This is a genomic window from Kitasatospora sp. NPDC101157 (assembly GCF_044768255.1).
GTDB lineage: Bacteria > Actinomycetota > Actinomycetes > Streptomycetales > Streptomycetaceae > Kitasatospora.
This window is the reverse complement of record NZ_JBIWPL010000041.1, coordinates 1-14760: the sequence shown is the minus strand read 5'-3', so window position 1 is coordinate 14760 and position 14760 is coordinate 1. Positions and strand designations below refer to the sequence as shown.

At 74.8% G+C, this 14760-nt stretch carries 13 protein-coding genes and 1 pseudogene; 6 read left to right on the top strand and 8 right to left on the bottom strand.

Going from position 1 to position 14760, the window contains the following annotated elements:
• The 4 genes from ACIRVF_RS40570 to ACIRVF_RS40555 form a co-directional block, all read right to left on the bottom strand.
• A complete protein-coding gene (locus tag ACIRVF_RS40570; protein ID WP_402829657.1) occupies positions 1-2520 on the bottom strand; it encodes a tetratricopeptide repeat protein in 2520 nt (839 codons plus the stop codon).
• Positions 2521-2525: 5 nt separating this feature from the next.
• Entirely contained in the window at positions 2526-3932 is a 1407-nt protein-coding gene (locus tag ACIRVF_RS40565; protein ID WP_402829654.1) for a hypothetical protein, read from the bottom strand.
• Between the two features lie 276 nt (positions 3933-4208).
• Positions 4209-5180, bottom strand: a complete 972-nt coding sequence (locus ACIRVF_RS40560; protein ID WP_402829652.1) for a glutamate ABC transporter substrate-binding protein — start codon at positions 5178-5180, stop codon at positions 4209-4211.
• A gap of 15 nt (positions 5181-5195) precedes the next feature.
• The gene (locus ACIRVF_RS40555; protein ID WP_402829649.1) at positions 5196-6509 is read right to left on the bottom strand and encodes a hypothetical protein; all 1314 of its coding nucleotides are present in this window, start codon (positions 6507-6509) and stop codon (positions 5196-5198) included.
• Positions 6510-7171: 662 nt separating this feature from the next.
• Here ACIRVF_RS40555 and ACIRVF_RS40550 point away from each other — a divergent pair.
• Positions 7172-7747, top strand: a complete 576-nt coding sequence (locus ACIRVF_RS40550) for a nucleosidase (protein ID WP_402829647.1) — start codon at positions 7172-7174, stop codon at positions 7745-7747.
• Positions 7748-7785: 38 nt separating this feature from the next.
• Positions 7786-8322: a DinB family protein gene (locus ACIRVF_RS40545; RefSeq protein ID WP_402829644.1), complete on the top strand. Its 537-nt coding sequence runs from the start codon at positions 7786-7788 to the stop codon at positions 8320-8322.
• A 48-nt stretch (positions 8323-8370) separates the two neighbouring features.
• On the opposite strand, the gene ACIRVF_RS40540 is transcribed toward ACIRVF_RS40545, so the two are convergent.
• Positions 8371-9288, bottom strand: a complete 918-nt coding sequence (locus ACIRVF_RS40540) for a sigma-70 family RNA polymerase sigma factor (RefSeq protein WP_402829641.1) — start codon at positions 9286-9288, stop codon at positions 8371-8373.
• 103 nt (positions 9289-9391) lie between these two features.
• Between ACIRVF_RS40540 and ACIRVF_RS40535 the strand changes: the two are divergent.
• Together ACIRVF_RS40535 and ACIRVF_RS40530 are read left to right on the top strand one after the other, a co-directional pair.
• A pseudogene (locus ACIRVF_RS40535) lies at positions 9392-9743 on the top strand (SDR family oxidoreductase); the annotation flags it as partial.
• Between the two features lie 52 nt (positions 9744-9795).
• Positions 9796-10317 (top strand): hypothetical protein, encoded by a 522-nt coding sequence (locus ACIRVF_RS40530; RefSeq protein ID WP_402829639.1) that lies wholly within the window; start codon positions 9796-9798, stop codon positions 10315-10317.
• A gap of 41 nt (positions 10318-10358) precedes the next feature.
• Here the strand turns inward: ACIRVF_RS40530 and ACIRVF_RS40525 are convergent, their stop codons facing one another.
• On the bottom strand, positions 10359-10973 hold the full coding sequence (locus tag ACIRVF_RS40525; protein ID WP_402829637.1) for an isochorismatase family protein: 615 nt from the start codon (positions 10971-10973) through the stop codon (positions 10359-10361).
• A gap of 71 nt (positions 10974-11044) precedes the next feature.
• Here ACIRVF_RS40525 and ACIRVF_RS40520 point away from each other — a divergent pair, with 71 nt between their 5' ends.
• The gene (locus ACIRVF_RS40520) at positions 11045-12001 is read left to right on the top strand and encodes a GlxA family transcriptional regulator (protein WP_402829634.1); all 957 of its coding nucleotides are present in this window, start codon (positions 11045-11047) and stop codon (positions 11999-12001) included.
• A 102-nt stretch (positions 12002-12103) separates the two neighbouring features.
• Here ACIRVF_RS40520 and ACIRVF_RS40515 read toward each other — a convergent pair whose 3' ends face one another.
• Positions 12104-12454: a DoxX family protein gene (locus tag ACIRVF_RS40515; protein ID WP_402829631.1), complete on the bottom strand. Its 351-nt coding sequence runs from the start codon at positions 12452-12454 to the stop codon at positions 12104-12106.
• 130 nt (positions 12455-12584) lie between these two features.
• Here ACIRVF_RS40515 and ACIRVF_RS40510 point away from each other — a divergent pair, with 130 nt between their 5' ends.
• On the top strand, positions 12585-13478 hold the full coding sequence (locus tag ACIRVF_RS40510) for a LysR family transcriptional regulator (RefSeq protein ID WP_402829628.1): 894 nt from the start codon (positions 12585-12587) through the stop codon (positions 13476-13478).
• Between the two features lie 218 nt (positions 13479-13696).
• On the opposite strand, the gene ACIRVF_RS40505 is transcribed toward ACIRVF_RS40510, so the two are convergent.
• Positions 13697-14760 (bottom strand): AMP-binding protein (locus ACIRVF_RS40505; RefSeq protein WP_402829626.1); only part of this gene is annotated, 1064 nt, incomplete at its 5' end.

The window sequence follows — 14760 nt, the reverse complement described above, 5'->3', positions numbered from 1 at the left end:
CTACACCCACGTCCTGGGGCGGGCCCGGTTGGCCCGTTCCACCATCTCGATCCTGGTCTCGGCCCGGTCGGCCAACCGGGCGAGTACCCGGTATGACTGTTCCAGGGCGAAGCGCAGTTCCCGCTCCACCGCGGGACGTCCCAGTACCACCAGGTCGGCGCCCTGCTGCGCCCCGGCCGAGCCGGCGCCGACCCAGCCGAGGGCCGCGCCGAGCACCTCGACGGAGAGCTCCTCGCGGCGGCGGTCGTCCAGCCGCAGCGCGGTCAACTGGTCGGAGCCGGCGGCGAGGTCGGCGGCGAGCGGGTCGGTGGCGGCCCGTTCGCGCAGCCGGGCGCGGACGGCGGCGATCCGGGCGGCGGTGTACTGGCTGGAGGTGGCCGGGACGGACTCCAGCACGCGCACCGCGCCGGGCCGGTCGTCCTCGGCGAGGCGGACCCGGGCGAGGCCGAAGGCGGCGCTCAGGTAGGCGTGGTCGGTGGTCCACACCAGGCGGTAGAACTCGGCCGCGTCGCCGCCGTCGCCGAGCAGTTCGGCGCAGATGGCCAGGGCGAGCTTGGGCGCGGCCTCGCCGGGGAAGGCGTCGTACACCGCGTCGAAGGCCTGGGCCGCGGCGCGCAGACCCTCCGCGCCGACGTCCGCCGACCCGACCAGGGCGACCAGTCCGCGGTACCAGACCACCCGCCAGTCGTCCGGGTGGTCCTGCTCCAGCTCGGCGAGCTTCTGCACGGCCGTGCCGTGGCGGCCGAGTTCGAGCAGGGCGCGCAGCTCGCGCAGCCGGCTCTCGACCGAGACGGCGGGGGCGCCGCCGAGCGCGACGAGCGCCTCCTCGGGGTCGGTGGCGAGCAGGGTGGCGAGGAAGCCCGCGTTGGGGTCGCCCGGGTCGACCCGGGGGACGGGCAGGGCGAGGGCGGCGGCCGAAGGGTCCAGCGCGGCCACCCGGAGTTGCCCGGGCTGGGTGGTGGGCAGCACCAACTCGGTGTCGACGACGCGCAGTTCGGGGCCGAACAGGGTGGACAGCGCGGGCCGGGGCCGTTCGTCCTGGAGGGCCAGCACCTCCCGCAGCACGCCGGTGAGCTGGTCGGCCATCTCCTCGGCGGAGGAGAAGCGGCGGGCCGGGTCCGGGTCGGTGGCGCGGACCAGGAAGCGGTAGTACGACTCGTACCTGGCGAAGACCTCGACGTCCTCGGGGCCGGGCAGCGAGTCGCGGTAGGTGGTGCTGTAGCCCTGGAAGTCGAAGGTGAGCACGGCCAGGGTGCGGGCCACGGTGTAGAGGTCCGAGGCGGGGGAGGGGCCGTCGGTGGCGATCTCCGGGGCCTGGTAGCCGATGGTGCCGTAGATCGGGCCGTCGTCGTCGAAGCGGCGGACCGCGCCCATGTCGATGACCTTGAGCGTGTCCCCGCTCTGGATGACGTTGTCGATCTTGAAGTCGCAGTAGACCAGGCCCCGGCTGTGCAGGTAGCCCAGCGCGGGCAGCGCCTCCAGGGCGTACGCGATCGCCTGCTCGACCGGCAGCGGCTCACGCCGGCCGTCCGGGGTGCGGCGGTCGTTGGCGATGTCCTTGAGCGACTTGCCGCCGACGAACTCCATCACGATGTAGCCGTCGGTGGAGCCCGTGCGCAGGTCCGGGTGCTCGGCGAAGTTGATGATCCGCACGATGTTCGGGTGGTCCACCTCGGCCAGGAAGCGCCGCTCGGCGACGGCCGCGGCGAGCGCGTCCTCGTCCCCGGTGTCCAGCAGGCCCTTGAGCACCACCCACTTGTCGTTGACCCGCCGGTCCACCGCCAGGTAGATCCAGCCGAGCCCGCCGTGCGCCAGGCAGCCGACCACCTCGTACTGCCCGCCGACCAGGTCGCCACGGCGCAGTTTGGGCGTGAAGGAGTACGGCGTGCCGCACTTGGTGCAGAAGCCGTCCGGGCGGCCCGGCAGGCCGTTCTTCTCCCGGCCCACCGGGGCCTCGCACTTGGAGCAGAAACGCTTGCGCTCGGGCACCTCGGGGTTGGCCAGCACCGCCTGCGCCGGGTCGGCCGTCGCGACCGTCGGCACGGTGACCAGGCCGGCGCCCAGCCGGTTGCGGGTACCCGCGCTGACGCTGCCGCGGGTGGAGCGCACCGAGACCGAGCGGCTGCTGCCGGTGCGGGTGGAGCGGTGCGAGCGGGAGCGGCCGGACATCGAGCGGGCGGAGCCGGTGCGGGCCGACAGCGAGCGGATCGAGCCGCTGCGGGCGGAGTCCGGGGTGACCCGGGCGGACGGGACGTAGGGCTGAGTGACGCCGGTGTCGGCGCCGGGCGGGGTCAGACCGCACTCGTCGCAGTAGCCGTCCGGGTCGATGGTGCCCGCGCAGTCCCGCGGGCACGGGGAGCCGGGGCCGGCGGCGGTCGGCGGGGGCGCGGTCGTCGCGCCGGTGCCCGCGGGGGCCACCGTGGAGGCCCCGGCCGGGGCCAGCCCGCACTCGTCGCAGTAGCCGTCGGCGTCGATCCTGCCATCGCCGGAGCAGTCCGGCCGTACGCACGCCTCGCCCATCTACCTCAGCCCCCCTGTACCTGTCCGTCGACCGGCGTCTGGCCGGCCGCCTCGTGTGCCTGTGCGCCCTCGTGTGCCGGTGCGCCTCCGGGCGCCTGCGCGCCCTCGGAGGCCTCGGCCCGGGCCGGACGCAGCGACTGCTGGAAGCGGGCCACCGCGGCGGCCGCCGCCCGCAGGTCGCAGGGCGCGCTCCACAGCAGCCAGCGCGCCTTCTCGTACCGCTCGATCACCTCCGGGTCCTCGGCCACCCGCATCCGGCCCGCCATCGCCTTGTAGGCGTCCAGCCGACCGCGCAGTTCGGCCCGGACGGCCAGCGGCTGGGTGACCTCGGTGAGCGACTGGCGGGCCCGGGCCAGCTCCTTGGCGGCGGCGTCCTCCAGCGCGTCCAGCAGCGGCGCCAGCCGGCCCCACTGCCCGCCCTGGCGGAGCTCCAGCGCGGTGACGATCCGTTCGCGCAGCGCCGAGGCCGGGCCGGGCACGGCCGGGACGTCGCTGGAGGCTATCTTCGCCAGCACCTCGCCGCGCGCCCGGCGGGCCTCGGCCAGGGTGGCGTCGGCCCGCTGGAGCAGGTCGCCGACGCCCTGCAGGCGCTCCTCGGCGTCGTCGCGCAGCCGCAGCAGGTCCTCCAGCTCCAGCCGGACGCCGTCCAGCGCCCGCCCGGCCCGGTCGAAGCGCTCGGTGTCCACCACCCCGGAGGGGGTGGCGAAGGCCTCGCCCTCGGGAACCGTGCCGCGCTGGGCGGGCACCCGGGCCGGACGCCACAGCGCCAGCGGGTCCTCCCGGACCTCGGTGCGCAGCTCGGTGAGGTCGCGGGCCAGCCCGGCCAGGTCGTCGCCCAGCGGGTGGCCGCCGGCCCGCACGCCGAGCGAGGCGGCCAGGGTCTGCACCCGGTGCAGCTCGGCCAGCAGCAGGTCGATCCGGGCCGGCAGCGCCGACCAGACCGCGTCGGCGGCGCTGACCACCTCCAGCACGGTGGCGTACCAGGAGTTCATCCGGGCCATCAGCGCGTCCAGGCTGACCCGCTCGACCAGTTTGGCGGGCGCGCCCAGCAGTTGGGGACCGTCCGGCAGTGCGCCGCCCGGAACGGTCACCGCGTCCCCGGTCAGCAGCTCGCTGAGCTCGGCGAGTTCGGGGTTGCCGGGCTTGGCCTTGCGGGCCCGGACCGCGCGGGCCGAGGCGAGCGCCTCGGAGTAGCGGTCGAACAGTGCCCAGAGCAGCGGCAGGCCCTTGCCGGCGACCGACCAGCGCTCCAGGGTCCGTCCGGTCAGATCGGCGCCGTCCAGCAGCCGCAGGCCCGGGTGGTCCTGCAGGGCGAGCAGCGCCGACTCGACCGCGTCCCGCTCCGCGCCGAGGCGCGCCAGCGCGCGGTCCACCTCCTCCCGGCTCAGTACCGGGCCAGCCGATGCCGCCACCGCGGTGTCCTTCCTTCCTCGCGCGGGCCGCCGTCGCGTGCGACGGGCGGTCCCGCGACAACCCCCGTGTCCACCACCGGTCTCCCCGTGGTGATCGTCCCGAACCCTAGCCGGTGGGCGTCCGGGCGGTGCGGGCGCGGGGCGTCAAGACGCCGTCAACACCCCGCGTCCGCACCGGTCCGTACCCGTCCGTCCCGGGAATCCCCGGTACCGGCCCCGGTACCGGCCCGGGGGCGGTACCGGGTCGGTGCTCCATCGCGGTCCCCGGGCCGGTCCTCAGTGCGGGACCGGCCAGTAGTGCTCGGCGTCGTTGAGCATGTACGGCTTCAGCCAGCGGTCGTAGCTGCGCCCCCACTCGCCGCCGGCGTGGTAGTCGGCCAGCACCTGGTTGACCCGCGCGGTGAGGTCCGGGCTGCTCTTGAGCATGGCGACGCCGATCACCTCCGGCTGCACGTCGCCGTCCACGATCCGCACGGTCTGGTCCTGCGCGGCCTGCCCGGCCGCCAGGCCGTCGTCGGTCATGGTGGCGTCGATCTTTCCGAGCTGCATCAGGACCAGGCAGTCCAGTTGGTTCTCCACGACCGTCAGGTGCGCGTTCGCGTCCTTCTTGGCGCCGTTCTTGGCGGGGTCGAAGACGTCGGCGGCCGTCGAGCCCTTGGCGACGCAGACGTTCCTGCCGCCGATCGCCTCGTCCAGGTTCTTCGCCGGGGAGGTCTTCGGGACCAGCACCCGCTGGGTGATGCTGAAGTACGGCTTGGAGAAGGCGACGTCCTCCATCCGCTTGCAGTTGACGGTCATGGTGCGGACGATCAGGTCGACCCGGCCCTTCTGCACCGCGTCGACCCGGTCGGCGGTGGCCACCGGCTTGAGCACCACCTTCTCCGGGTCGCCCATGATGGCGGTGCCGATCGCCCGGGCCAGGTCGATGTCGAAGCCCTCGATCTGACCGGTGTTCGGGTTGCGGGCGCCCCAACGGTAGCTGTTCTGGTCCACGCCGATCACCAGGCTGTGCCGGGCCTTGATGGCCTTCACCGCCGGGCCGTCCACCGAACTCGGCGGCACGCTGGCGTAGATGTCGCAGGTGTCGGACCGGCTCTGCTGCTCCTGGGCCTGCTGGGCCGGCCGGGCGGCCTGCGGCGCGCCGGTCGGCGCGGCGCCGGAGGGGCCGCCCCCGCCGAGCACGGCCGCACAGGCCGCCAGCACTGCCAGCGTCGCGGCGCTCCTGGTCGGTACGGTTCTGCTGCGCATCTGTTCCGTTCCCCCTTACCGGTACTCGGCGAGTCGTCGGCCCAGACCGCGCAGCGCGGCCGCCGCGGCCACCAGGCCGAGCACCGCGGCGGCGCCGGCCGCCAGGCGGAGGTCCCCGGCGGTGCCGTCGGCGACGGCCCTGAACCGGGCCTGTTCGATGTCGGCGGCCTGGGCGAGCGCCCGGTCGGTGCCGTTGAAGGCGGCGTCGGCGGTGCCGGTGGTGTCGGTGGCCGACACCGTCCTGTTCAGGGCGCCCTGGTAGTCGGCGTCGCCGACCTCGGCCTTCACCGCGTCCTGATAGCGGTCCTGCCAGAGGTCGTACTGGTCGGCGGCGGTGGCCAGGGCCTGGTCGGCGGCGCTCGGCGCGAGGGCCAGCGCGTTGGGCAGCGAGCCGCTGCGCCGCCGCATCGGGGTCGACTTGCCGGCGATTCCGGCCAGGCGCTTGGTGGCGTCCGCGTACTGCCCGTTGTAGGTGGCGGTGGAGCCGCGCGCGACCAGGTTCAGGTTCTCCGCCAGCCGGGCGCTCAGCACGTCCACCCGGGCCGAGTTGAGCGCCCGCAGCGGGGTCGCGCCCTCGTGGTCGCTCTTCTCCAGGGCCGAACCGGTGGTCAGCCCGGCCACGGCGAGCCAGAGCGTGGCCGCCAGCACGGCGGCGGTGGCGCCCAGCAGGCCGATGTTGAACACCCGGTTGGTGCGGCGGAACAGGGTCAGCTGCACCCACCCCAGCGCGGCCAGGGCCAGCACCGCCAGTCCGTACGCGCCCCACGGCACCGACCGGGCCGCGGCGTAGTCGTCCGCCAGCTCCTTGGTCTCGATGGTGTTCAGCTCGGCGGCGGCCGGCAGCAGGACGGTCTGCATCTGCTCGGAGGCGTACCGCAGGTAGGCGCCGCCGAGCGGGATGCCCTGCCGGTTGTCGGCCCGCGCGGATTCCACCAGACCGGCGTACACCGGGAGTTGCTGGTTCAGCCGGGAGAGTGAGTCCTGGGCCGGGGAGGTCGCGGTGGTCCGGGCGGCGGCCTGGGAGACCAGCCTGGCGGCCTGCGCGAGGTCCTGTTCGTAGCGGGCCCGGACGTCCTTGGGCTCGGCGCCGGCCAGCAGGAAGCCGGAGGCCGCGGTGGTGGCGGCGTCGGCCAGCGAGCGGTGGATCTCGGCGGCGTCCCGGCTCAGCGGCTGGCTGTACGAGACCACCCGGTCGGCGGCCGACGCCCTGGTCTCCAACTGCCAGGCGGTCAGCCCGCCGAAGGCCACCGTGAGCACGGCGAGCACCACCCCGGCCAGCCGCAGCCGGCCCGGGGGCGTGCGGGTGGCCTGCGCCAGGCGGGCGCGCACACCGCGCCCGGGTCCGCCCGGACCGGGGCGCTTCGTGGGTACGCCGGCCGTACCGGGAACGGGGAAGCCGGGCGGAGCCGCGCCCCGCCGCCCCGCTGCCGCCGGTGCCGCCGGTGCCGCCCCCGGTACGGCCGGTGGCGCGCTCGGCCGTGCCGGGAACGCGGCGCCCGGTGCGCCGTTGCCTACTGGTGTTGCCACCCGCCTCATCCTCCCCTGGGGCCGGACCCGACACCCGGGGCCCGACCGATGGCAGCAGTATGGCCGTGACTCCCTCCGGCCACACCCGACTTGCGCTGATCTTGAGCATGTCGTGCACGGTTCCTGCACGCTCCCGTACGGCTCGCGCCGTTCGTACCGTTCGTACCGTTCGCGCCGGCTGGTAGCCGGCTGGTACCCGGGTCGGGGCCGGCCGCGCGGAGAGGGGGCGACCCGTGCGACGCGGGCGGGGCCCCGCGCGGTTCCGTCACCGCTCGGCGTCACCGCTCGGCGCCGCGGTTCCGTCACCGCTCGGCGTCACCGCTCGGCGCCGCGGTTCCGTCACCGCTCGGCGTCACCGCTCGGCGTCGCGGTTCCGTCACCGCTCGGCGTCACCGCTCGGCGCCGCGGTTCCGCGCCGCGCTGATCCCGGGTGGGGCACCCTACCCCTCCGTACCATGGGCCCCATGCGACTGCTTGGAACGATCTCGCCCGACCGCCCGCTGCTCGTCGTCGCGGTCCGCGAGGAGGCCGCCCACCTCGACGACCGGCTGCCCGTGCTGCTCACCGGGATCGGGAAGGTCAACGCCACCGCGGCCCTGGCCACCGTGCTCGCCCAGGGCGAGCGGCCCTCCGAGGTGATCAACCTGGGCACCGCCGGTGCGCTGCGCCCCGGCTGGGAGGGCATCCACCACGTCGTCCAGGTGATCCAGCACGATCTGAACAGCGAGGCCCTGCGGGCCCTGACCGGCCGAAGCTACGGCGATCCGCTGGTCGTCGGCCGGGGCGACGGCCCGGTGCTGGCCACCGGCGACCTGTTCGTCGACTCCCCGGCGGCCAAGGAGCGGCTCGCCGAGCACGCCGACCTGGTCGACATGGAGGGCTACGCCGTCGCCGCCGTCGCCCACCGGGCCGGGGTGCCGGTCCGGCTGGTCAAGTACGTCAGCGACGAGGCCGGGGACGGCGCGGCGCACACCTGGCGGGAGTCGGTCGACGACTGCGCCCGGCACCTGGCGGGCTGGGTGCGCGAACAGGGCTGGTGACGGTTCATCAGGTGCGTACGGATGGCTAGGGTGGCGCGGTGACCGAGAACACCGCGCCCCTTGGCGCCGCGCCGAGCAAGCTCTCCGACAGCCGTCCGCCGACGGTGAACGCCGACGAGCGGACCACTCTGCTGGCCTTCCTCGACTACCTGCGCGAGGCCGTGATCGCCAAGGTCGACGGCCTCGCCGACGAGGACGCCCGGCGCCCCGGCGTCGCCTCCGGCACCAGCCTGCTGTGGCTGGTCCGGCACCTGACCGTGGTCGAGCACAACTGGTTCGAGTGGGCCTACGGCGGGTCGGGCGACGGGGCCGCCCCCGACAGCGAGGTGGCCGTACCGGCCGACCTCACGGTGGCCGCGGCGGTCGCCGGCTACCGGGACGCGATCGCCCGGGCGAACGCGGTGGCCGCCGCCGCCCCGGACCTCGACCGCCCCGGTGCGCGCTCGCTGCGGCCGGACGCCACCGAGGGGCCGTCGCTGCGCTGGGTGCTGGTGCACATGATCGAGGAGACCGGGCGGCACGCCGGACACGCGGACATCATCCGCGAGCAGCTGGACGGGGCCGTCGGGCGCTGAGTGCCGCGGGGGGCGGCCGGAAACCCGGCCGCCCCCTGTCGTCGGGACTCAGTCCCGGAAGGCCGAGAGGTCGAAGGAGGCCAGCCGCTCCGGGTCGACGATCACGTCGATCGCGGCGATCACGCCGGCGACGACGGTGAACGCCATGATCGACAGCGCCCGGCCGTTGTCGCCGATGACCACCGCGCCCGCGGTGCCGTTGACCAGCGCCGGGCGGGCGAACGGCGACAGTTTGCCCCACAGGACGGCCTGCCCCGCCACCGTCGCGGCGCCGCTGAGCACCACGGTGTGCCGGGCCCGGCCGACCCCGCCGTCCGAGCGCAGCACCACGTCCGGGTCGAGCACCGCGAGCAGCGCGTCCAGGTCGCCGTTGCGGGCGGCGGCGAAGAAGGCGTTCACCGCGACGCGCTGACGGCCCAGGTCCGGGTCGGGCGCGGGCGCCTGCCCCTGCACCTTGCGGCGGGCCCGGCTGGCCAGTTGGCGGGTCGCGGCGGCGGTCTTCTCGATCAGCGGGGCGATCTCCTCGAACGGCACCGCGAACAGGTCGTGCAGCACGAAGGCGACCCGCTCGGCGGGCGACAGCGACTCCATCACCACCATCAGGGCCAGGCCGACCGAGTCCGCGAGCATCACCTCCTGCTCCGGGTCGACCACCCCCTCGCGCCGCAGCAGGGGGTCCGGGATGCGCTCGGGGCCGCTCGCGCCGTCCGGTCCGGCCGGCTGCAGCGGCTCCTCGCGGCGCGCGGCGCGGTCGCGCAGCTGGTTCAGGCACACCCGGGAGACCACCGTGGTCAGCCAGCCGCCGAGGTTGCCCACCCCGCTGGTGTCGGTGCGGTCGTAGCGCAGCCAGGCGTCCTGGAGCGCGTCCTCGGCCTCGCTGATCGAGCCGAGCATCCGGTACGCGACCGCGCGCAGGTGCGGGCGGTGCTCCTCGAAGAGCGCGGTGCGGGCAGATCTCTCGTCCACCGTGTCACATTCCTTCGTCGCCTCGGGGCAGGGCAGCAGAGCCACCCAACAGCGGTGGGCGGTCGGAGATCAACTCCCGGCCCGGGACGAAACGGAGACGATCGTGACGAACAACCCGGTACTGGTCACCGGCGGCACCGCACCCTGGGCCGGCAGGTCGTACCGTTGCTGCGGGCGGCCGGCCTGCCGGTGCGGGTGCTGAGCCGACGGGAGCGGGACGGCACGGACGGCGTGACGTACGTGCGCGGCGACCTGCTCGGCGACGCCACCGGGACGGCCGCCCGGCTGGACGCGGCGCTCGCGGGCGTCGGCACCGTGCTGCACCTCGCGGGCGGCCCAAGGGCGACGACGAGGCCACCCGCCGCCTGGTCGCGGCCGCACGGCGGGCCGGGGTGCGGCACCTGGTGCACATCTCGGTGATCGGTGCGGACAAGGTGCCGCTCGGCTACTTCCGGGCCGGGCGGCTGGCGGCCTGAACTGTCCTACCGGCGCCGTAGGGTGGCCGCCATGTCGTTCCTCAAGCGCCTCCGGGCCACCCCCGCGATCGTCGACTACCTGCTCTGGCCGGGGGACTTCTCCCTCGACGCCTACTCGCACGTGGAGGAGGTCGTGCTCGCCTCCGGCGAGGCACTGGAGGAGGTGGCCAAGTGCGGTGCGGGCGGCACCTTCTTCCTGTGCGGCGCGGGCGGCGACGAGCGGCCCGTCCTGTACGCCGACTCGGAGGGCGGGGCGGCGCTGGTGGCGGTCGGGCTGGAGGAGATGGTCCGACTGGTGCTCGCGCTGCCGTGGTGGCGGGACTGCGTGCGGCTGACCGAGGAGGAGAGCGCGGAGGCGGCCGAGGACCACCTGGCCGACGAGCCCGACCTGCTCGCCGACCGGGACGCGGCCGCCGCCGCGATCGGGCTCGAAGTGCCCACCGCGGCCGAGGCGTTGGCCCGGCTGCGGGAGGTCGCCTTCGGCCTCGGGCCGTCGTACGTCCTGCTCAACGCGGTGGAGGGCAACGCGTACGAGCCGCTGTTCAGGCCCTAGCGGCGGTCCCGGCGTGCTCAGCTCCGGGCTCGACGCCGGTCTCAGTGCCCGGTCCCGGCGCCGGTCTTCGCGGCGTCGAGGACGGCCCGCGTGGTGACCACCTTGGCGAAGCGCATCGCGTGCAGGGTGGTCGCGGTGGCGCGGGCCAGATCGGTGGCGGGCACGGTGGTGCCGTCGGGGCCGGTCATGTCGAAGCCGTGCATGGCGTCGGTCGGGAAGATCACGTCGTAGCCGAGGTTGCCGGCCATCCGGGCAGTGGTCTCGTTGCACACGTTGGTGATGATCCCGGTGACCACCAGCTGCCGGGCACCGCGTTCCTGGAGCCAGGCGTGCAGGTCAGGGGTGCCGTAGAAGGCGCTGTTCACCGTCTTGGTGACGTGCAGTTCCGGGGTGGTCCCGGCGACGAAGTCCTTGAGGGCGTGGCCGGGCGTGCCCTCGACCAGCGGACCGACCCGGGAGGCGTGCTGCACGGTGACGATCGGGCGGCCGGTCGCCTGCCAGGCGGCGATCAGCTCCGCCATCCGCCGCTCGGCCTCCGGGTTGTCGCGCGGGCCCCAGAAGTCCTGGTCCTCGAAGCCGCGTTGGACGTCGATGAGCAGCAGGACGGCGTCGGGGTCGAGAGCGAGCGGGGCGTCGAAGGCGTCGGTGTTCGTCATGGCTCCATCGTGCGGGCCGCCGGTGGGGCGGAGTGATGGGCAGGGATGCCACTCACCGATAGGTTCCCGCCATGCGAACTGTTGGCTGCCTGGTCTTCGACGGCGTACGGGCCTTCGACTACGCGGTGATCGGCGAGGTGTGGGCGAACCGGGCCACCCGGTCCGGCGTCCCCGTCTTCGACCTGCGGGTCTGCGGTCCGGCCGGGGCCCGGGTGCGGCTGGGCGGCGGGCTGGAACGGGTCCCCGACCTCGGGCTGGAGGCGCTGGTCGACTGCGACCTGGTGGTCGTCCCGGGCGTCGAGGACCCGGCTGCCCGGCGCCCCCCGGAAGTCCTGGCCGCCCTGCGGGCCGTCTCCTCCGCCGGTGTCCCCGTCGCCTCCCTCTGCGCGGGCGCCTTCGTGCTCGCCGAGGCCGGACTGCTCGACGGCCGCGAGGCCACCACCCACTGGGCCCTCGCCCCCGAACTCGCCCGCCGCCACCCGGCGGTGACCGTCCGCCCCGAGGTGCTGTTCACCGGCGGCGACGGCCTGTGGACCTCGGCGGGCGTCGCCGCGGGCATCGACCTCTGCCTTCACCTCGTCCGCACCGCCCACGGCCAGCAGGCCGCCGCCGCCATCGCCCGGGCCATGGTCACCGCCCCCTTCCGGGCCGGCGGCCAGGCCCAGTTCATCCCCAGCCCGGTGCCCCCGGTCGACGGGGACGACCCGCTGGCCCGGGCCCGTGCCGAGATCCTGGGCTCGCTCGACACCACCTGGACCGTCCGCCGGATGGCCGCCGCGGCCCTGATGTCCGAACGGACCTTCGCCCGCCGCTTCACCGCCACCAGCGGCACCACCCCGCTGCGCTGGCTCCTCGACCAGCGCGTCCTCACCGCCCAACGCCTCCTGGAGGAGACCGACCTACCGGTCGACACCGTCGCCACCCGCTGCGGCTTCGCCTCGGCGGTGTCGCTGCGGCCGGTGTTCGTCAAGCGGGTCGGCGTGGCACCGAGGGAGTACCGCCGGACCTTCCGCGGGCGGGAGGACTAGCCTGCCTCGTCCGTGCCACAGGCGTTCCTTGCAGATCGAGACGTCCCTGGACGGCAGTACCACCGTGTGCGCGGTGGTCGTGCAGGGCGGGCCGCGAGGGGCTCAACGGGTGAGGGTGAGGGCGAGGGTGGCGACGGCCAGGGCGAGGTAGCCGGCGGGGAAGTGGATGTTGTGGAGGACCCGGGTGCGGAGGTGGGTCGCCACCGCGCCGGTGTAGAACAGCACCAGCCCGACCGCGGCCGCCAGGCCCAGCGACGGGACGGCGACCAGGCCGATCAGCAGTCCGGCGGCCCCGGCCATCTTGAGCGAGGCCAGCCACGGGACCCACTCCGGTCCGACGTTCACTTCGGCCGAGTTGGCCAGGACGAACTCGGCCTTGGCGAAGTCGGCGGCGGCGATCCCGCCGTTGGCGGCGATGGCGACGGCGGTCACGATGACGAGGGCGAGGGACATGGGACTCCTTCGTGCCGGGGCCGGGACGGGCCAGGTGGGGACCGGACGGGAGGGGCGGTTTCCACCCCGCTGCCAAGCCTCTTCGCGGCGCTCCCCTTGCGTCCAATACCCGCTTCCATAACCTGGCGGAATGGATGTGGACACCCGCCTGCTGCGCACCTTCGCCGCCGTCGCCGAGGACGGCAGCCTGACCCGCGCGGCGGAGCGGCTGTACGTCTCCCAGCCCGCGCTGACCAAGCAGATCCGGCAGCTGGAGAGCCTGCTCGGCGTGCCGCTGTTCGTACGGTCCCGGGCCGGGATGGCGCTCACCGTGGCCGGTCGGAGCCTCGCGGCGCGGGTGCCGGGGCTGCTCGCGGACTGGGACGCGGTGCTGCGGGAGACCAGGGGCGCGGCGAGCCGGGCGGAGCGGGTGCTGCGGGTCGGCTTCCTGGCCAGCGCCGCCAACGAGGCGACGCCGGGCATCGTCGCCGGGTTCACCGCCCGGCACCCGGGCTGGCGGGTCGAGATGCGGCACACGGCCTGGTCGGACCCGACGGCCGGCCTGGCCGCCGGGGAGGCCGATGTCGCGCTGCTGCGGCTGCCGTTCCCCGGGCAGGAACGGCTGCGGGTGGCCGAACTGTTCACCGAGCCACGCTGGGTCGCCCTGCCCTCCGCGCACCCGCTGGCCGCTCTGGAGGTGGTGCCGTTCCGCGAGTTGTGGGACGAGCCCTTCGTGGCGGCCCCGGCGGAGACCGGCCGCTGGCGGGACTACTGGGTCGCGGCCGACGAGCGGGAGGGGCACCCCGTCCGCTTCGGCGCGGTGGTCGAGCACCCGGACGACTGGCTGAGTGCCATCGCCAACGGCTACGGCGTCGCGCTCGCCCCCGAGTCCACCGCCCGCTTCTACGCCCGCCCGGGGATCGCCTACCGCCCGGTGAGCGGGGTGAGCCCGAGCCGGATCGGGGTCGCCTGGTCCCCGGCGGACGACGGGAACCCGGTGGTCCGGGACTTCGTGGAGTGCTGCCTGGAGGCCGCCGGTGGATGACTGCCGGTGGATGACTGCTGATGGTGGACGACCGCCGGTGGATGACCGGTGGTCAAGAACGAGCGAGCGGGAGGGGTGGCGGCCCTCAGCGCCGCCACCCCCCATTGGCTACTCGGCACCGGGCCGGTGGTTCATTGAGCCAAACCCCGCCTGGGGGTGAAACCGGGTGGGGATCCGTGCGGGGTTCCGTGGGGTTTCGGTGAGCACCCCGGGCGGGCTCAGCCCGCGACGACCTCGCGCAGGCGCTTCTTGTCCGGCTTGCCGACGGACGTCAGCGGGATGGCGTCCACCAGGTGCAGCGCCTCGGGGGCGTAGATGCGGCCCTTGTTGGCGGTGACGAAGGCGCGGACCTCCTCCAGCTCGGGCTGCTGCCCCTGGGCGGGGACGACGGCGACGTGGACGTGCTCGGACTCCTGGGTGTCGCGCACGCCGAAGACGGCGCACTGGGCGATCGCCGGGTGAGTGAGCAGCAGGTCCTCGACCTCGGTGGGGTAGACGTGGCCGCCGACGACGATGATCAGGTCCTTGAGGCGGTCGGCGAGGTAGAGGTAGCCGTCCGCGTCGAAGTAGCCGATGTCACCGGTGTTCAGCCAACCGCCCCGCAGCACCTCGGCGGTGAGTTCGGGCTGCTTCCAGTACCCGGCCATCAGCGTGCCCGAGCGGACGTGCACCTCGCCCTGCTCGCCGGCCGGCAGCACGGTGCCGTCGGCGGCGCGGATCTCCACCTCCACGTCGGGGAAGGGGCGGCCGACCGGCAGCGGACCGTCGTCGCCGAACCGCGCGTGCTCGGCGGGGGTGAGGAAGGCGATCTTCTGCGCCTCCGACATGCCGTAGAGGCTGACCAGGACGGGCCCGAACACCTTGAGGGCCTCGCGGATCCGGGTGGGCGAGGCGGCGCAGCCGCCGTAGTCGAGCCGGCGCAGGCTGGACAGGTCGGTGCGGCCGATGGCCGGGTGGTCGAGCAACTGGTGGATCAGCGGGGGCAGCACCCACAGGTCGGTGATGCGTTCGCGCTCGATCGCGGCCAGCACCTCGCCGGGGTCGAAGGAGCGCTGGAGGACGACGGAGCCGCCGCGCTGGAGCGTCACGTCGGAGAGCACGCCGGCGAGGTGGGCGAGCGAGGTGGCGGCGAGGAGGCGGGGCGGCTCCTCCTCGGGACGGCCGGCGAGGGCGGTCTCGAACATGTCGCGGTAGGGGCCGTGCAGGCTCAGGATGCCCTTGGGGATGCCGGTGGTGCCGCCGGTGTGGCGGATGCCGAGGTCGTCGTCGGGCCCGATGCGGA